Genomic DNA, 17721 nt, shown 5'->3' with positions numbered 1-17721 from the left:
GGTGGCCGGGCGATCGTGAGACGGATCTACGTCACGTCAGGTTGTTGCTTCAGGCAACCAAGTCGTACGGTGGCTTCGGCACGCGATCACGAAACCCCTGCGGAGGCGAACCACGATGACCCAGGCGAGCGCCTCCGGCAGGACGACGACTGTCCCGATGAGCCACCGGCAGATCCTGGAGGCGCTCTCCGGACTCCTGCTGGGGATGTTCGTCGCCATCCTCTCCTCCACCGTCGTCACCAACGCCCTGCCCCGGATCATCACCGAACTGCACGGCGGGCAGTCCGCGTACACCTGGGTGGTCACCTCGGCCCTGCTGGCCACCACCGCGACCACCCCCATCTGGGGCAAGCTCGCCGACCTGACCAACAAGAAGATGCTCGTCCAGCTGGCCCTGCTGATCTACGTGCTCGGGTCGGTGCTGGCCGGACTCTCCCAGAGCACCGGTCAGCTGATCGCCTGCCGGGTCCTCCAGGGCATCGGCGCCGGCGGGCTGACCGCGCTCGCCCAGGTGGTCATGGCCACGATGATCGCGCCCCGCGAGCGCGGCCGGTACAGCGGCTACCTGGGTGCGGTGATGGCCGTGGCCACCATCGGCGGCCCGCTGGTCGGCGGCCTGATCGTGGACACGTCGTGGCTCGGCTGGCGGTGGTGCTTCTACGTCGGGGTGCCGTTCGCCCTGGCCGCCCTGGTGGTCCTGCAACGAACCCTGCACCTGCCGGTGGTCCGCCGCCCCGTCCGCGTCGACTGGCTCGGTGCCACGCTGATCACGGCCAGCGTCTCCACCCTGCTGATCTGGGTCACCTTCGCCGGTGACCGGTTCGCCTGGTTCTCCGTACCGACACTGGTCATGGTCCTCGGCGCCCTGCTGCTCGGCGCCCTCGCTGTGGTGGTGGAGTTCCGGGCCGCCGAACCAGTCATCCCGCCCCGGCTGTTCCGCTCCCGGACCATCACCCTGGCCACCGTCGCCAGCATCGCTGTCGGTGTCGGCATGTTCGGGGTATCGATCTTCCTCGGCCAGTACTTCCAGATCAGCCGGGGGCAGTCCCCCACCGTCGCCGGCCTGATGACCCTGCCGTTGATCCTGGGACTGCTGGTCTCCTCCACAGTCGTCGGCCAGGTGATCAGCCGGACCGGCAGGTGGAAGCGCTACCTGGTCGCGGGCTCCGCGCTGCTCACCGTCGGCTTCGCCCTGATGGGTACGCTCCGCGCCGACACCAGTTTCGTGCTGCTCGGCGTCTACATGACGCTGATCGGGGTCGGGCTCGGACTGACGATGCAGAACCTGGTCCTCGTGGTGCAGAACGCCGTCGACCCGCACGAACTCGGAGCGGCCAGCTCGCTGGTGGTCTTCTTCCGCACCCTCGGCGGCGCGATCGGCGTCTCCGCCCTCGGCGCGCTGCTGTCGCACCGGGTCGACGGCTACCTGACCGACGGGCTCACCCGACTCGGCGCCCCGGCCGGCAGCACCGGCGACGGCGGGCTGCCCGACGTCCGCGCGCTCCCCGGGCCGATCCGGGCCGTCGTGGAGAGCGCGTACGGCCACGGCGCAGCCGACGTCTTCCTGACCGCCGCCCCCTTCGCCCTGATCGCCCTGATCGCCGTCTGCTTCCTCCGGGAGGAGCCGTTGCGCCTGCACAACGCGATGCCGGACGAGCCCGAGCCGAACGAGCCCCAGCAGCGTCGCCTGCCGGGCGGGGAGCCGGTGGCCGCCCCGGCTGCGGTCACCGTCGGCCGCGCCAACGCCCCGACGGTGCCCCCGACCAAGCTCCCGGCGCCCAGCGCGGGGGCACCCCGATGAGCGCCGGCTGCACCGTGTCGGGCAGCGCCCCGGCCGGTGCGGCCGGTGACGCCGCCCTCCGCGTCAGGTGGCGAGGGCGGCGCGGACGTACCGCAGCCCCTCCGTGCCGGTCCAGCGGTACGCGGACAGACCGGCGGCCCGGGCCCCGCTGATCGCCCGGTCCTCGTCGTCGACCAGGAGCACCCGCGACGGCGTGGTCTCCAGGGCCTGGCAGGCGGCCTCGAAGTACTCCTTCGCCGGCTTGTTGAACCCGACCACCGAGGAGTTGACCACCACGTCCACCTCCCCGACCAGCCCGAGCGCCGCCAGGTCGGTGTCGAGCTGGTCGGTGGCGTTGGTGCCGAGCCCGACTCTGATCCCGGCGGCCCGGACCTCCCTGACGAAGTCCAGCACCTGCGGGTCCACCTCGCCCCGGTAGCGCTGCCACTGCTCGACCGCCGCCCGGGCCCGCTCGGGGCTGCCCACCGACGGGGTGAGCGCGTCGGCCACGCTCGTCATCCACTCGGCGTGGCTGATCTGCCCGGTGAGCACCGGCTGGAGCCGCCCCCAGTGCATGGCGATCTCGGCGAGCACCCCGTCGGAGAGGCCGTACTCGCGTTCCACCCCGGCCGCGACCGCCGGGTCCCAGCGCCGCAGCACCCCGTCGAAGTCCAGCAGGAGTGCCGTCGCGCGTTCCCGAGCCACTAGTCGTTCTCCTTCTCGCGGCCGTGCCGCTCGTCGTCGCCCCCCGCCCCGGACGCGTCGTCGTCACGACCCCGAACGGGGCGCGCACCGACGGCGGTCGGGGCGGGTTGCGGTTGTTCCCCCTCGGCCCGGTTGAGCCGTTGGCTGATCACCTGGGTCACGCCGCTGCGCATCGTCACCCCGTAGAGCGCGTCGGCGACCTCCATCGTCCGCTTCTGGTGCGTGATGACGATGAGCTGACTCTTCTCCCGCAGCTGGGCCAGCAGGGTGATCAGGCGCCCCAGGTTGACGTCGTCGAGGGCCGCCTCGACCTCGTCCATGATGTAGAACGGGCTGGGCCGGGCCCGGAAGATCGCCACCAGCATGGCCACGGCGGTCAGCGACCGTTCCCCGCCGGAGAGCAGCGAGAGCCGCTTGATCTTCTTCCCCGGGGGGCGGGCCTCCACCTCCACGCCGGTGGTGAGCAGGTCGTCGGGTTCGGTGAGGATCAGCCGCCCCTCGCCACCGGGGAACAGGACCGTGAAGACCTGCTCGAACTCCCGGGCGGTGTCGGCGAACGCGCTGGCGAAGACCTCCAGGATCCGTTCGTCGACGTCCTTGACCACCGTCAGCAGGTCCCTGCGGGTGGCCTTGAGATCCTCCAACTGCTCGGTGAGGAACTTGTAGCGCTCCTCCAGCGCGGCGAACTCCTCCAGCGCCAGGGGGTTGACCTTGCCGAGCAGGGCCAGTTCCCGTTCCGCCTTGGCGGCCCGCTTCTCCTGCACCGGGCGCTCGTACCGGACCGGTTCGGGCACCGGCAGACCGTCCCGTTCGGCCGCCGTCACGTCGGCCTGGGTCGGCGGTACGGGCTGGGTCGGGCCGTACTCGCCGATCAGGGTCGGCACGTCCAGACCGAAGTCCTCGGCCGCCTTGACCTCCAACTGCTCGATCCGCATCCGCTGCTCGGCCCGGGCCACCTCGTCCCGGTGCACCTGGCTGGTCAGCCGGTCCAGCTCCGCGCCGAGCCGCTTCGCCGACCCGCGTACCTCGGAGAGTTCCGCCTCGCGGGCGGCGCGTTCGCGCGCCACGGCGTCGCGGTGCTCCTCGGCCCGCGAGGTGGAGACGGCGATCCGGCCCAGTGCCTCGCGGGCGCCACCGGCGACCGCATCGGCGATGCCGGCACCCCGTGCCCGGGCCGCCCGGCGGGCCGCCGCCCGCTCCCGCGCGGCCCGTTCGGCGGTGGCCTGCCGACGCAGCGAGTCGGCCCGACCGGCGATCGACGAGACCCGCTCCTCGGCGGTCCGGACCGCCAGCCGGACCTCCATCTCGTTCTGTCGGGCCTGCGGGACCAGGGCGGCGAGCTGGTCACGCTCCGCACTGGACGGCTCGGCGTCGAACGGGGTGGCCTCGGCCAGCCGCAGCCGCTCCACCAGCTCGGCCAGGGCGGTGAGGTCCCGTTCCCGGGCGGCCTCGGCACGGGACCGGGACTCACCGAGCCGGTCCGTCTCCGCCTTCGCCGACCTGGCCGCCGCCCCCAACTCGGCCAACCGCCTGGCGGCGGCGTTGCGGTGACTCTCCGCCTCCCGACGGGCGGCGGCGGCGTGCTGCACCGCCTCCTTGGCCACCGACACCTCGGCCCGCGCCTCGACGAGTCGCTCCCGCAGCCCGGTGGCGGTCTCCTCGGCGGCGAGCCGGTTGGTCCGGGCCTCCTCCACGGCGGCTGTCACCTCGATGAAGCTGGGGGCCTTGGCCGACCCGCCGGCCGCCGCGTACGCCCCGACCACGTCCCCCTCGGGGGTGACGGCCCGCAACTCCGGCTCGTCGGCGACCAGGTCGGCGGCGGCGGCGAGATCGTCGACGACGACCACGTCGCGCAGCGCCCGGTGCACCGCCGCGCGCACCTCGGCACCACACTCCACGAGGTCGGGAGCCCAGCGGGCGTGTGCGGGCAAGGCCGGACGCAGGGCGTCAGCCGACCCCTGCATACCCGGTCCGGGCGGGCTGCCCACCAGCAGACCGGCCCGGCCCGCGTCGGAGATCTTCAGCAGTCGCATCGCCTCGACCGCCTCGTCCACCCCGCTGACCGCCACCGCGTCGGCCAGGCCGCCGAGCGCGGCGGCGAGCGCCGCCTCGTGACCGGGCGTGACCGTCAGCAGGTCGGAGAGGCTGCCGAGCAGTCCGGGCACCTTCTCGGCGCGGGTCAGCAGCGCCCCGGCGCCGTCCTTGCGGCGCAGCCCGATGGCGAGCGCCTCCTCCCGGGCCTGCCAGGTGGCGGCGTCCTTCTCGGCGGCGCGTTCGGCGTCGACCAGGGAACGGACGGCGGTCTGCGCCGCCTCCTGCCCGGCGACCGCCTCGGCGTGCCGGGCGTCGAGGTCGGCGTTGTCCCGGTCGGCCTCGGTGGACTGTTCGGCCACCGCGTCCACCTCGGCCTGGGCGAGCTCGGCGCGGGCCATCGCGTCGGCGTGCGCGGCGGCGAGCCGTTCGATCTCCTCCCCGGCGCTGGTGGAGCGGGCCCGAGCCGAGTTGACCTGCCCGGTCAGCTTGGCCAGTCCCTCCCGCCGGTCGGCGATCGCCTTGGCCGCCGCGACCAGTTCCCGTTCGGCGGCGGCGAGCTGCCGTTCCAACTCCTGCCGGTGCTCCACCGCCTCGGCGAGCCGGATCTGGTCGTCGGTGAGCGCCGCCCGCAGCTCCTCCTCCTGCTCACCGACCCGGTCGGCCTCGGCCTCCAACTGGTCGGGGTCGCGGCCGGGCCGCTCGTCGTCGCCGGTGGCGCTGAGGTGGCGCAGCCGTTCCAGCGCCAACTGCTCGATGGAGCGGAACCGTTCGGCCAGAGCGGAGAGCTTGTACCAGGTGTCCTGCGCGGCGGCGAGCAGCGGGGCGTCCTCGGCCAGGACCGCCTCCAACTCGCCGAGCCGTCCCTGCACCTGCGCGTGTTCGGCCTCCACCTCGTGGCGCCGTTCCCGGACCGCCGTCTCGTCGGCGATCTCCCGGTCCAGGGTGTTACGCAGGGTGAACAGGTCGTCGGCGAGCAGGCGGAGCCGGGAGTCCCGAAGGTTCGCCTGGATCGCGGCGGCCCGCCGGGCCACCTCGGCCTGCCGTCCCAACGGCTTGAGCTGACGACGGAGCTCGGTGGTGAGGTCGGTCAGCCGGTTGAGGTTGGTCTGCATCGCGTCGAGCTTGCGCAGCGCCTTCTCCTTGCGCTTGCGATGCTTGAGGACCCCGGCGGCCTCCTCGATGAACGCCCGCCGATCCTCCGGCTTGGCGTGCAGCATGCCGTCGAGCCGACCCTGCCCGACGATGATGTGCATCTCCCGGCCGATGCCGGAGTCGCTGAGCAGCTCCTGGATGTCGAGCAGCCGGCACGAGTCGCCGTTGATCTCGTATTCGCTCTCGCCGGATCGGTACATCCGACGGGTGATCGACACCTCGGTGTACTCGATGGGCAGGGCACCGTCGGTGTTGTCGATGGTCAGGGTGACCTCGGCCCGCCCGAGCGGCGCCCGCCCGGTGGTGCCGGCGAAGATGACGTCCTCCATCTTGCCGCCGCGCAGCGCCTTGGCGCCCTGCTCACCCAGCACCCAGGCGATGGCGTCGACGACGTTGGACTTGCCGGAACCGTTCGGACCCACCACGCAGGTGATCCCGGGTTCCAGCTTGAACGTCGTCGCGGAGGCGAAGGACTTGAACCCCTTCACCGTCAGGCTCTTGAGATGCACCTTCTCGATCCTCGTCCGGTGGCCGCCGTACCGCCGCTGGCTGCGCGGACCTGGTGAACCCGCAGACTAACCCGCCGGTACGGACGTCGGAGCACGCGACCCGCCCCGGTCACCGAGGCGACCTCGGGAAGGAACGGGGAACTGCGGCACGTAACGGCGAGGGTGACGACGGCCACAAGATCAGGAAATGCGGGTGCACAAAAGGCTGCGCGCCGGAACAGAAGTGTCCGGCGCGCTTTTTCGTGTTCAGCGATTCAGTTTTCCGGCCGTGAAGATCAGGTCAACGCCGGTTCGGCCAGCCGAAGGAGGTCGTCCGCCTCCGACGCAGCCGCCGCGAGCCGATCGTTCTCGGCGCGCAGGCGCGTGATCTCGAACTCCATTGCCTGAACCCTGGCACGCAACCGGGTGACCTCGTCGAGCAGGCGCCGATCGGGCGCTGCACCTACGTGGCCGTAGAGGGCCTTCGCCATGCTGACTCCTTGATATGCGCTGCCGGAAAGGCCGGCCAACGCGCGCCCACGTGTTCGCGACTACCATCCCCTGCGATAAGCGGGCACGGCCGGGCGCGACTGGCGACACCTACATATTGAGCCGAAACCGCGTCCTCGTCAAGTTCTCGCAGGCCGTAGATCATCTCCACGTCGACCGGGGCCACTCGCCGAGGGCTGCCACAAGGCTCGGACACGCTCTGTCCGGACGCATTTACTGTACGCCATAGTTCCGGAACGGAGTACGCACGGACGCGAGTTCGTCTTAACTCTTTCTTAGCCACATTGCTCCCCCAGACCCCCCCACGTAGCGTCACCACCGCCCGGAACCGAACCCTGGAGGCAGACGGCGTGTACGGCTGGACCGACCCGATGGACCCGGACACCTCCCCGCGACGGGACGACGCGCCGACCGGCGAACCGACCTGGCTGACCGACCGACCCGAGCCCCGGTCGAGTTACCTGTTCGGCGACGATTCCGAGGAGCCGACCAGGTACGAGCGCCCGGCCGCCACCGACGGCACGACCGGTCGGTTGCCTGTCGTACCGGCGGCGGACCCTGCCGAACCGGTGGTGGAGAGGACCGCACCCCATCCCGCCCCGCAGGACCGCACGACGGACCGGCCGCCGGTCCGAGGCGAGGGACGCCACCGTCCGCCCCGCCGACTGCCGCGTCCGGTCCTGATCGGCGGTACGGCCGCCGCCGCCACCCTCGCGGTGAGCCTGGGCGTCGGCGCCCTGCTGCTGCCCGGAGACGACACCCCGGCCTCCTTCACCGGCGCCACCGACGAACCCAGCGCCGTCGCCCCGCTGGTGGACGAGACGCTCGACGCCGCCACCCCGAGCAGCACCCCGTCGGCCTCACCCACCCCGTCGACCTCCCCGTCGCCGACGGCCTCCCCCTCCCCGTCCCGGGCGACGCCGTCACCGAGCCGCACCACCAGTTCGCCGACCCCGGACCCGCAGCGGAACACCTCCGCCCCGTCCCGGCGGATCGAGCGCAGCAGCTCCCCGACCCAGGCCGCCCCCCAGGTCGCCGGAACCACCGGCAGTCAGGCCCAGCAGGTGGTGAACATCGTCAACGCCGAGCGGGCCAAGGCCGGGTGCGGCGCGGTGCAGATCGACGACAAGCTGACCACCGCGGCCCAGCGGCACAGCCAGGACCAGGCCGACACCGGGAACATGTCGCACACCGGCAGTGACGGCAGCAACGTCGGCGAACGGCTCGACCGGGTCGGCTACGTGTGGCGTACCTACGGCGAGAACGTCGCGTGGAACCAGCGGACGCCGGAAGCGGTGATGGACGCCTGGATGAACAGCCCCGGACACCGGGCGAACATCCTCAACTGCGCGTTCACCGAGATCGGCGTCGGCATCGCCACCGGCGACGGGCCGTACTGGACGCAGAAGTTCGCCGCTCCCCGCTGAGCGGACCGCTCGGTGCCCCACCGGGCACGTCGTACCCGTGCCGTCGGTCGTTCCACCTGATGAGGTGAGCCGGCGGCGCGGCGTACCCCGGTCGTCGACGCCGCCACGGCACGGACCGGGAGCTGCCGATGCGGGACGGGGCCGGACCATCAGCAGGTCGCCGGGGACGTCGGGGACTGCCGGTCGTCGTCGTGCTCCTACTCCTGGCCGGCTGTCAGTCCGCGCCCCAGCGCCCGCCGCCGACCAGCCCCTGGCCTGCCGGGGTGACCCGGCACTGGCAGTGGCAGTGGCAGCTCACCGGCCCCCTCGACCTGACCGTCGAGGCACAGGTCTTCCTGCTGGACCCGGTGCGGACCACCGCCGCCGAGACCGCCCGGCTCCGGGACCTGGGCCGCCGACTGGTCTGCCAGGTGAGCGTCGGTTCGTACGTCACGACCGACCCCGACGAGGGCCGGTTCCCGATCGAGGTACGCGGGCACCCGGGGGTACGCCCCGACACCTACTGGTTGGACGTCCGCAGGTGGGACGAGCTACGGCCGGTCCTGGCCGACAGGTTCCGGCTCTGCCGGGGCAAGGGGTTCACCGCGGTACTGCTCACCGACGCCGACGGTTACACCCGCTACACGGGCTTCCCGGTCACCTTCGACGACCAGCTGCTGTTCAACCGACGCGTCGCCGACCTCGCCCGCTCGCTGGGCCTCTCCCCCGGACTGCGGGGCGGCCTCCCGCAGGTCGCGGCGCTGGCCCCGGACTTCGACTTCGCCGTCGACGAGGAGTGTGTCAGGCTGCGCCAGTGCGACAGGTTGCTGCCGTTCACCGACGCCGGCAAACCGGTCTTCCACGTCGAGTACGCGGGCACCACCACCGACTTCTGTGTGACGAGCGTCGGCTACGGCTTCACCTCGATGCGCAAGGAGCGGGTGCTGGACGCCTGGCGGGTGCCCTGCCCGGTCGCCTGAACCCGGCCCGTCCCCGGCGTCGGGTTCGCGTGGTCGGGTCGACGGGGACCCGGTCAGCGGGCGGTGAGCAGTGCCCGGGGGCGCGGCTGGCACCGGGGACAGCTGTACGACGACCGGTTCATGAACGCCTCCCGGCGGATCCGCGTACCGCACCTGTCGCACGGCTCGCCCTCCCGGCCGTAGACGTGCAACGCCCTGTCGAAGTAGCCGCTCTCCCCGTTGACGTTGACGTACAGCGCGTCGAAGCTGGTCCCCCCGGCTGCGATCGCCTCGCCGAGGACGTCCCGGACGTGACCGAGCAGCCGGGACACCGCCGGCCCGGACAACGCCTCGGTGGACCGGACCCCGTGCAGCTTCGCCCGCCAGAGCGCCTCGTCGGCATAGATGTTGCCGACCCCGGAGATCAGGGTCTGGTCCAGCAGTGCCCGCTTCACCTCGGTCCGCCGCCGACGCAGCGCCGTGGCGAACCCGGCGGCGGAGAACTCCGGGTCCATCGGGTCCCGGGCGATGTGCGCGATCTCCGTGGGGAGTTCCGCCCCACCTGCCGAGACCGCCAACCCGCCGAAGGTCCGCTGGTCGACGAAGCGGAGCTGCGCCCCGTCGTCGGCGAAACCGAACCGGACCCGCAGGTGCGGCTCGTCGGCGGCCTCCGCCGGTTGCAGCAGCAGCTGACCGGACATCCCCAGGTGCCCGACGATGGCGTCACCGCTGTCCAGCGGCAGCCAGAGGTACTTCCCGCGCCGCCGGACGTCGAGCACCGTCCGGCCGACCAGGACCTCCGCGAAGTGCCCCGCACCGGGCAGGTGCCGACGCACCGCCCGAGGGTGGCGCACCTCGACGGTGGCGATCCGACGGCCTGTCACCCACCGGGCCAGCCCCTGCCGGACCGTCTCGACCTCGGGCAGCTCAGGCACGTCGCTCCCCGGCGACCTGCGGATCCGCCCCGAGCCCGCCGTCGGCCAGAGCTGCGGGGTCGGCCGCCTCGGCCGAGTCGGACACCCGGGCGGAGTCGGCAGCCTGGGCGGAGTCGGCAGCCTGGGCGGTGTCGGAGGCCTGGGCGGTGTCGGAGGCCTCCGCCTGGCGGGCCGCCTCGGCCTGCTCGTCGAGGATCCGCCAGGCCGACTCGGCGGCCCGCTGCTCGGCCTCCTTCTTGCTCCGCCCCTCGGCACCCCCGTACCGGTTCCCGGCCACCACCACCCAGGCGGTGAACGTCTTCAGGTGGTCAGGGCCGGTGCCCTCGATCCGGTACTCCGGAACCCCGAGCCCGAGCGCCGCCGTCAACTCCTGGAGGCTGGTCTTCCAGTCCAGGGCCGCGCCCCGCCCGGCGGACTCGGCCATCAACGGGTCGAAGAGCCGGTGGATCGCGATCGCCGCTGTGTCCAGGCCGTACTGGAGGTAGATCGCCCCCAACAGCGCCTCCAGGGTGTCGGCGAGGATGCTCGCCTTGTCCCGGCCACCGGTGGTCTCCTCGCCCTTGCCGAGCAGCAGGTAGGCGCCGAGACCGTCCGGCCCGAGGCCCCGGGCCACCTCGGCCAACGCCCGCATGTTGACCACGCTGGCCCGCAGCTTCGCCAACTGTCCCTCGGGCAGGTCCGGGTGGTTGTGGAACAGAGCGGTGGTGATGACCACGCCGAGCACCGAGTCACCGAGGAACTCCAGCCGCTCGTTGGTCGGCAACCCGCCGTTCTCGTAGGCGTACGACCTGTGGGTCAGCGCGCGTTCGAGCAGGTCGGGGTCGAGGGCGACGCCGAAGGCGGCTTCCAGATGGCCGACGGAAGCCCGTCGCTTGTCCTTGGTCATGATGCGGTTACCTCGGTGTCGGTGGTGCGGTCGGTACGGTCGTCCGGCTCGCCACCGGTGAGCAGCGCGGAGACCCTTTCGATGGCGCGGCGGCGCCACAGGTGGACGGCGAGGGCGAGGCCGGAGGCGACGTCGGCGGCCTGTGCGGCACCGTGGCAGACCACCACCGTGCCGGAGACGCCGAGCAGGGCGGCCGCCCGGGGCGCGCCGACGCCTGCCGGTGCCCCGCCGGCCATCGTGTACGCGCCCTCGATCGCCTTGAGCAGGACGTTACCGGTGAAACCGTCGGTGACCACGACGTCGGCGCGGGCGCCGAGCGTCACGTCGTACCCCTCGACGAGACCGACGTACCGGGCGTCGCAGGGCAGTGGACCGACGGAGAGCAGTGGGTCGGCGGCTCGACGGGCCCGGTCGCCCTTGCCGGCCTCGGTGCCGACGGAGAGCAGGCCGATCCGGGGTGCGGCGATCCCGTGCGCCACCGCCGCGAAGGCGGCCCCGAGCACCGCGTGTCGGGACAGGGTGGCCGGGTGCGCCTCCAGGGCTCCGCCGACGTCGAGCAGGACCACCGGTCCCGCCACGGCAGGCAGGGTCGCCACCAGCGCGGGCTGGCGTACCCCGGGCCACCGGCCGAGGCCGAGCGCCGCGGCGGTGACCGTCGCCCCGGTGGAGCCGGCGGAGACCATCGCGTCGGCGTAGCCGGTCCGCACGGCCGCCACGGCCGCGCGGATGGTGCTGTGACCACGGGCCCGGACCGGATGCTCGGACATCGCGACGACGTCGCGGACCGGCCGAACTGTGATCCGGGAACTCTGGACCGGGTCGAGGGCACCCACCAGCTCGGCCGCGGTCTCAGCCGGGCCGACGAGAAGCAGGTGCAGGTCAGGGTCGGCACGCATGGCCAGCAGAGCGCCGTCAACCACGACGTCGGGAGCGTCGTCCCCGCCGAGGAGGTCAACGGCGATCCGCACGGTGCCCGGTGTCACCGGATCACTGGCCGGAGCGGGCCGGTCAGTGTCGGCGGACACCGGGTCACCGGGCGATCGCCAGGTTGCACGCGCCACCCGACCACGGGTCGGGGGCGTCACGCGGCGTCCAGGTCAGACGTCGATGACCTGGCGGCCGTTGTAGGTGCCACAGACGGAGCAGGCAGTGTGCGGCAGCTTCGCCGACTTGCACTGCGGGCAGGCCACGGTCGCCACCGCGACAGCCTTCCAGTTCGCCCGACGGGAGCGGGTGTTGCTGCGCGACATCTTGCGCTTCGGGACGGCCACGGTTCTTACTCCTCTTTACGGGTCAGTTGCGACAGGCCCGCCCAACGCGGGTCGATCTGCTGGTGACTGTGGTCGGCCGGCAACTCGTCCAGGGGCGTCCCGCAGTCGGGGCACAGCCCAGGGCAGTCCTCGCGGCAGGTCGGGTTGGTCGGCAGGGTGAGCACCAACGCGTCCCGAACCTCCGGCTCCAGGTCGATCAGGTCTCCCTGCAACCGACCCACCTCATCCTCTTCGGTCGTGGCGTCCGTGGTGCTGTCCTCGTACGCGTACAGCTCCTGGACGGTCACGGTCACCGTGTCGTCGATCTCGCGCAGGCAACGACCGCACTCGCCCCGGACGGGACCGCTGACGGTCCCGGTGACGAGCACGCCCTCCGAGACGGACGTCATCCTCAGGTCGAGGTCGAGGTCCGCGCCCTCCGGCACGCTGATCAGCTCCACACCGAGGTCCGCCGGTGCCGGGGCGACCCGCTCGACCGTACGCGACACGCCAGGCCGACGGGGCAGGTCCCTCGTGTCGAGGACCAGCGGCGACCTGGGATCGAGTGTGTTCGACGAGTGCTTGGGCATAGTTAGACTCCGACCGGTGAGAGGCCGACAAATGAGGTTACCTGGGCGACCGGCCGACCGTCGAACCGGGGGCCGGGACCGAAGGTCGGTCCGCAGGTCGCCGACCCTGCTCAGAACGAGAGGGGACGCTCCGTCTCCTCTCCGGCGAAGGTGCCGATCTCGCGCAGCGCGTGCATCTTGTCCCGGCCCCGCTCGATCGAGGCGAGTGCCCGAGTGAGGAACTGCTCGAAGTTGGCCAGGGCGGTGTCGACGTAGTCGTCCACCTCCTGGCGCAGGCGTTGCGCCTCGGCCCGGGACTCGGCGACGATCCGGGCACCCTCGTGCTCGGCGGAGACGGTGATCTCGTTGACCGACACGAGCCGGGCGTGTTCCGCCTCACCCTCGCTGATGATCCGGTCCGCCTCGCGCTTGCCCGCCTCCATGATCTTGTCCCGCTCCTCCAGCAGGGCGGCGGCGCGACGCAGGTCGGCGGGGAGTTCGGCACGTAGCTCGTCGAGCGCGGCGATCATCTCACCCCGGTCGACCATGCAGTTGTTCCGGGACATGGGGACGGACCGTGCCGTCTCCACCAGGGCGATCAGTTCGTCGATGCGGTCGAGCGGGTCCACCGGTACCTCACTCCTGTCGTTCGTCTGCCGACCTACATGATGCGGGCTGCGGCCGTCCTCCCGCTGCACCATGATGTCGCGCACCGGCCACCCGCGTCCGTTCCCCCCGGCCCGGCGCGTCGCGGACCGGCGTGTCGCGGCCGGCCGGACCCCGACCGTGAGACGTCAGTCGCGGACCGAGGGGTCCAGGCGGGAGCGCAGCGCCTCGCGGACCACGTCGGGTACGTGCGAGGTGACGTCCCCGCCCCACTTGGCCACGTCCTTGACCAGGCTGGAGGAGAGGAACGAGTAGAGGGGGTTCGTCGGCATGAAGAGGGTCTCCACCCCGGCCAGACCGATGTTCATGTGGGCCATCTGCAACTCGTAGTCGAAGTCGCTGATCGCCCGCAGCCCCTTGACCAGGACACTCGCCTCCTGGGCCCGGCAGAAGTCGACGAGCAGCCCCCGGAACGACTCGACCCGGACGTTGTCGTACGACGAGGTCACCTGGCGGAGCATGTCGATGCGTTCCTCGACGGTGAACAGCGAGGTCTTCGACTGGTTGATGGTGACCACCACGATCACCTCGTCGAAGAGTCGACTGGCCCGCCCGACGATGTCGAGGTGCCCGTTGGTGACCGGGTCGAAAGAGCCGGGGCATACCGCACGTCTCATGATCGGCGACCGTACCAAAGTGTGGTCTCGCCGTAGCGGCGACTGCGGGTGCAGGTGACACCTTCCACCCAGGTGAAGGGGGCGGACCGGGTGGACCGCTCGACCACCACGAGGGCGTCGGCGGTCAACCAGTCCCCCTCGACCAGGGCGGCCAGCATCGCTGTCACCTCCTCCTCCGACACGGCGTACGGCGGGTCGGCGAAGACCACGTCGTAGGGGCCGCCGTCGGGACCCGTCGCCAGGACGGTGGCGACCCGACCGGTGACCAGTCGGGCGGCGGGGGCGGCCCGCAGGGTGACGATGTTCTCCCGGACGACCCGGGCGGCGCGCGGATCGGACTCGACGAGCAGGACGTGCTCGGCCCCCCGGGAGAGGGCCTCCAGGCCGACCGCGCCGGACCCGGCGAAGAGGTCGGCGAAGCGGGCCCCGTCCAGGTCCACTTCGGCCTGGACGGCACTGAACAGGGCTTCGCGCACCCGATCCGAGGTGGGGCGGGTTCCCCCGCCGGGGGGCACGGCGATCCGCCGCCCGCCGAGCGTTCCGGCCACGATCCGGGTCACCGACACCTCCTGCGTACCGCCGTCGTCACGTCCGTCGCCCCGACGTTCTCACAGTCAGCGACGGTACGCCGACAGCCACCCCCTCGACCGGCACGGTCCGTATCCATTATCTCGACAATGTCTCACTTTCCGTATATCAATGATCTCAGATCGATAACATGACGCTTGTCAGTGTCAGTGGGCTGTTTCGTGCCGGTTGCCCCGACTAGGGTCCTGACCGGTGCCGGCGGTGGTTCGCCGGCCCGGCGCCGGGGAGGCATCACTGCGGACCGCGCCGACGTTCGGCCGCGACTCCCGCCGCCGCCCCGCGCCGCACCCCTTGCTCGCCCCTCACCCCGGGAGTACGTGTGATCCGTCCCCCGCTGTCGCTGCGACGGTCGCTTGCCGTCGTCGCCGCCTCGATGCTCGGCTTCACGGCCGTCATGGGCGCCTCGCCCGCCAGCGCCGAAACTCCGACGCCGGTGCCGCCGTCGCCGTCGGTGAGCCCCTCCGGCGAGACCACCCCGCCCCCGGGACCTCAGTGCGTCAGCGCCGAGGACGCCCGCTACACCCACACGTTCGACGGCCCGAAGGGTGAAGCCTCCATCACCCTGACCAACGGCCCGCTCTGCGAGGGTCAGGAGCAGGCCGTCGCCCTGGTGTCCTACCTGGCTCCGTCGGCGCGCTTCGCCACCCCGCAGTACCTGTTCGACAAGTCGGTCAAGGCGTTCGCCGGCATCGGCGAGGGCAAGCTCCAGCAGGCCAAGCTGGAGTTCCAGGTCGAGGTCCCGGCCTGCTTCACCCAGGTCGACTTCGTCTTCGGCGACGAGATCATCGACCCGCTGACCGACAAGAGCGCCCGCTACGACGACCGCAAGATCGGCAGCAAGTCCGGTGTCGGCGCGAAGTCGAAGGGCCCGTCGGCCTGGTACAACGGCGGCAAGGACACCTGCGTCGCCGCTCCCGCCGTCGAGCCCACCTTCGACTGCGAGGGCAGCGTCACCCTGACCCTGGCCAACCGGGGCAACATCAAGACCACGTTCACCATCACCGCCAGCGGCGAGTACCGCGAAGAGGTGACCGTCCCCGCCGGTGAGCTGGTCAAGCACAAGCTCGACGCGGAGAACTCGCGCGACATCACCGTCGAGGCCAAGGGCATGGAGGCCTTCAAGGGCGGCCACGAGCAGCCGGAGGACTGCAAGAAGCCGGAGGTCGGGATCCCCGACGGCAGCTACCACTCCACCTGCGACGAGATGATCTTCGAGATCAAGAACCCGGCCGACGGCAAGACCCTGAACTCGACCTTCACCCCGAGCAAGGGCGAGGCCAAGACCGTGACGGTCGAGCCGGGCAAGACCGAGAAGGTCACCTTCAAGGCCGGCAAGGGCTTCACCGTCACCGTCACCGGTGACCTCGACTCCGGCGGCCCGCTCAAGTGGAGCGAGCCGAAGGAGTGCGACAAGGGCAAGGACAAGGACGAGCCGAAGGACGAGGAGGGTGGCTCCGGCGGCGGCGAGGAAGAAGGCCTGCCGGTGACCGGCGCGGCTGCCGGCGGCATCGCCGCGGGCGCTGTCGCGCTGCTCGGCCTGGGCGCGGTGCTCTTCGTCATGGCCCGACGTCGTCGGGTGCACTTCACCGCCTGAGAGATCCGTACGTAAGCCTGAACCCCGAGGGCGAGTCGACCGACCGGTCGACTCGCCCTCGGCGTTTCTCCGTCCGATCGCCACCGACGCCCGCATCGACCTCCACGCCGTCCGGTTAGGACACGACCCGCATCGAACCCGCGGTGAACTGGGAGAACCCTGAAGATCCACCGCTGACGGGACCTCCGGGGTGGACCACTGGTGACCGCCGGGTCACCACAGGTTCGGCCAAGATCACGGAAAGGTCACAGATTCCTTAGCCCAGCCTGAAGATGTAGCGCGTTCGCGATCGATCGGTACAGTCACGTCCTGCGTCCGATCTTGCCGGATGCGCTGGCGTCGGAGGACGCCACAGTGAGCCCGCGCCCGTCCGGGGCGTGCCGGCTCCCGTCCCCCCGCCGCACGTATCAGGACCAACCCCCTCGTCAGGAGCAGACGTTGATCCGTCTCAATTCCCCGCTGCGGCGCGTCGTGGCGGTCACCGCCGGCGCGCTCCTGGGCTTCGCCGGGGCAGCGACCATCGCTGCCGCCCCGGCCAGCGCCCACCACCCCATCATCGACGGCACCGGCTGCAAGCTGAAGGACGGCAGCGTCCGGGTCACGTGGACCGTCCGCAACAGCGAGCGGCAGTGGGACGCCACTGTGGTGGGCGTCTGGAGCCCCTCGGCCACCGAGGTGACCAACCTCGTCCCCGGCGCCCTCGTTCCGAAGGCGGGCCAGGGCGAACTGGTCGGCGAGCAGACCGTCCCCCGTCGCCAGGCAGCCGAGCTGTCCGTCCGGCTGGAGTGGGACAAGGGCCGGTCGAAGCTCTTCGCCACCCGCACCGCCAAGGCCAAGGTGACCGGCAAGTGCCAGGAGGAGCAGCCGCCCTCGCCGACCCCGAGCGAGGAGCAGCCGAGCCCGGAGCCCAGCCCGAGCGAGGAGCAGCCGCCGAGCGAGGAGCAGCCGCCGAGCCCGGAGCCGTCGCCGAGCGAGGAGCCGACCCCCAGCCCGGAGCCCAGCCCGAGCGACGAGCCGACCCCCACCCCGAGCACCCCGGTCTCGCCCACCCCGAGCCAGCCGCCGGTCCTCCCCGAGCCGGGTGAGCCCACCTTCGACCTGGAGGAGACCTGCGACCAGCTCACCTTCCTGATCGACAACCCGGCCGACGGCGTCGAGTTCAGCGTCACCCTCACCTCCGAGAAGGGCGAGGTCAAGACCCTCGACGGGGTTCCCGGCCAGAAGACCTCGGTCTCCTTCGACGCCTACGAGGGCCTGAAGGTCACCCCGAGCATCGGTGACGTCAAGGACGAGGTCGTCGTCTGGGAGCAGCCGAAGGACTGCGAGAAGGACGAGGAGGGTGGCTCCGGTGGTGGCCTGCCGGTGACCGGCGCCGCCGCCGGTGGCATCGCCGCGGGTGCGATCCTGCTGCTCGGTGCCGGTGCGGTCCTGTTCGTGGTGGCCCGTCGTCGTAAGCTGCGCTTCACCGCCTGATCCGACCCGGTGGGGCGAGACCCCACCGGACCCGGGACGACACGCTGACCGTGCCGAACCCGTTCGCACGTGACGCGACGAGGGCGCGTCGACCAGACCTGGTCGACGC

Annotated in this window: 15 protein-coding genes and 1 pseudogene; 5 read left to right on the top strand and 11 right to left on the bottom strand. The window is 71.8% G+C overall.

Going from position 1 to position 17721, the window contains the following annotated elements; all coding sequences use genetic code 11:
* Positions 1–115: 115 nt before the first annotated feature.
* Positions 116–1801, top strand: coding sequence for an MFS transporter (locus WHN02_RS10785; RefSeq protein ID WP_434743203.1), 1686 nt, complete (start codon positions 116–118; stop codon positions 1799–1801).
* 63 nt (positions 1802–1864) lie between these two features.
* Here WHN02_RS10785 and WHN02_RS10780 read toward each other — a convergent pair whose 3' ends face one another.
* The 3 genes and pseudogenes from WHN02_RS10780 to WHN02_RS10770 form a co-directional block, all read right to left on the bottom strand.
* Positions 1865–2485 (bottom strand): HAD family hydrolase, encoded by a 621-nt coding sequence (locus WHN02_RS10780; RefSeq protein ID WP_434743202.1) that lies wholly within the window; start codon positions 2483–2485, stop codon positions 1865–1867.
* Positions 2486–2610: 125 nt separating this feature from the next.
* Positions 2611–6180, bottom strand: a pseudogene (gene smc, locus WHN02_RS10775) (chromosome segregation protein SMC); the annotation flags it as partial.
* A 275-nt stretch (positions 6181–6455) separates the two neighbouring features.
* Positions 6456–6650 carry a hypothetical protein gene (locus tag WHN02_RS10770; protein ID WP_350895980.1) on the bottom strand — a complete coding sequence of 65 codons (195 nt, stop codon included), beginning with the start codon at positions 6648–6650 and terminating at the stop codon, positions 6456–6458.
* Between the two features lie 369 nt (positions 6651–7019).
* Between WHN02_RS10770 and WHN02_RS10765 the strand changes: the two genes are divergently transcribed.
* Both WHN02_RS10765 and WHN02_RS10760 read left to right on the top strand, forming a co-directional pair.
* A complete protein-coding gene (locus tag WHN02_RS10765; RefSeq protein WP_434743201.1) occupies positions 7020–8096 on the top strand; it encodes a CAP domain-containing protein in 1077 nt (358 codons plus the stop codon).
* Positions 8097–8224: 128 nt separating this feature from the next.
* A complete protein-coding gene (locus WHN02_RS10760) occupies positions 8225–9055 on the top strand; it encodes an endo alpha-1,4 polygalactosaminidase (RefSeq protein WP_434743200.1) in 831 nt (276 codons plus the stop codon).
* Positions 9056–9108: 53 nt separating this feature from the next.
* Here the strand turns inward: WHN02_RS10760 and mutM are convergent, their stop codons facing one another.
* The 8 genes from mutM to rsmD all read right to left on the bottom strand — a co-directional run bounded on the left by mutM (position 9109) and on the right by rsmD (position 14517).
* Positions 9109–9969: a bifunctional DNA-formamidopyrimidine glycosylase/DNA-(apurinic or apyrimidinic site) lyase gene (gene mutM, locus WHN02_RS10755; RefSeq protein ID WP_434743199.1), complete on the bottom strand. Its 861-nt coding sequence runs from the start codon at positions 9967–9969 to the stop codon at positions 9109–9111.
* Complete coding sequence (gene rnc / locus WHN02_RS10750) at positions 9962–10855, bottom strand: ribonuclease III (protein ID WP_434743198.1); 894 nt, start codon at positions 10853–10855, stop codon at positions 9962–9964. Before rnc ends, mutM begins: the two co-directional genes overlap by 8 nt.
* Positions 10852–11838 (bottom strand): phosphate acyltransferase PlsX, encoded by a 987-nt coding sequence (locus tag WHN02_RS10745; RefSeq protein WP_434743903.1) that lies wholly within the window; start codon positions 11836–11838, stop codon positions 10852–10854. The genes rnc and WHN02_RS10745 overlap by 4 nt, the downstream gene beginning before the upstream one ends.
* Before the next feature lie 114 nt (positions 11839–11952).
* Positions 11953–12126 (bottom strand): 50S ribosomal protein L32, encoded by a 174-nt coding sequence (gene rpmF, locus WHN02_RS10740; RefSeq protein WP_350895984.1) that lies wholly within the window; start codon positions 12124–12126, stop codon positions 11953–11955.
* Positions 12127–12131: 5 nt separating this feature from the next.
* Complete coding sequence (locus WHN02_RS10735; RefSeq protein WP_434743197.1) at positions 12132–12695, bottom strand: YceD family protein; 564 nt, start codon at positions 12693–12695, stop codon at positions 12132–12134.
* A 110-nt stretch (positions 12696–12805) separates the two neighbouring features.
* Positions 12806–13303: a hypothetical protein gene (locus WHN02_RS10730; protein WP_434743196.1), complete on the bottom strand. Its 498-nt coding sequence runs from the start codon at positions 13301–13303 to the stop codon at positions 12806–12808.
* Positions 13304–13468: 165 nt separating this feature from the next.
* Complete coding sequence (gene coaD / locus WHN02_RS10725) at positions 13469–13957, bottom strand: pantetheine-phosphate adenylyltransferase (RefSeq protein WP_434743195.1); 489 nt, start codon at positions 13955–13957, stop codon at positions 13469–13471.
* Positions 13954–14517 (bottom strand): 16S rRNA (guanine(966)-N(2))-methyltransferase RsmD, encoded by a 564-nt coding sequence (gene rsmD, locus WHN02_RS10720; RefSeq protein WP_434743194.1) that lies wholly within the window; start codon positions 14515–14517, stop codon positions 13954–13956. Before rsmD ends, coaD begins: the two co-directional genes overlap by 4 nt.
* Before the next feature lie 347 nt (positions 14518–14864).
* Between rsmD and WHN02_RS10715 the strand changes: the two genes are divergently transcribed.
* The gene (locus WHN02_RS10715) at positions 14865–16139 is read left to right on the top strand and encodes a hypothetical protein (protein WP_434743193.1); all 1275 of its coding nucleotides are present in this window, start codon (positions 14865–14867) and stop codon (positions 16137–16139) included.
* 438 nt (positions 16140–16577) lie between these two features.
* Entirely contained in the window at positions 16578–17612 is a 1035-nt protein-coding gene (locus tag WHN02_RS10710; RefSeq protein ID WP_434743192.1) for a cell wall anchor protein, read from the top strand.
* Positions 17613–17721 lie beyond the last annotated feature (109 nt).

Origin of the sequence: Micromonospora sp. SH-82, from assembly GCF_051132485.1 — a bacterium.
GTDB lineage: Bacteria > Actinomycetota > Actinomycetes > Mycobacteriales > Micromonosporaceae > Micromonospora.
This window is presented reverse-complemented; position numbering and strand designations above follow the sequence as displayed.

What these genes read in the sequence shown, in the direction of transcription:
- coaD (WP_434743195.1), bottom strand. Translation starts at nt 13,957, where the DNA reads ATGAGACGTGCGGTATGCCCCGGCTCTTTCGACCCGGTCACCAACGGG.
- WHN02_RS10735 (WP_434743197.1), bottom strand. Translation starts at nt 12,695, where the DNA reads ATGCCCAAGCACTCGTCGAACACACTCGATCCCAGGTCGCCGCTGGTC.
- rnc (WP_434743198.1), bottom strand. Translation starts at nt 10,855, where the DNA reads ATGACCAAGGACAAGCGACGGGCTTCCGTCGGCCATCTGGAAGCCGCC.
- WHN02_RS10760 (WP_434743200.1), top strand. Translation starts at nt 8,225, where the DNA reads ATGCGGGACGGGGCCGGACCATCAGCAGGTCGCCGGGGACGTCGGGGA.
- WHN02_RS10770 (WP_350895980.1), bottom strand. Translation starts at nt 6,650, where the DNA reads ATGGCGAAGGCCCTCTACGGCCACGTAGGTGCAGCGCCCGATCGGCGC.
- WHN02_RS10785 (WP_434743203.1), top strand. Translation starts at nt 116, where the DNA reads ATGACCCAGGCGAGCGCCTCCGGCAGGACGACGACTGTCCCGATGAGC.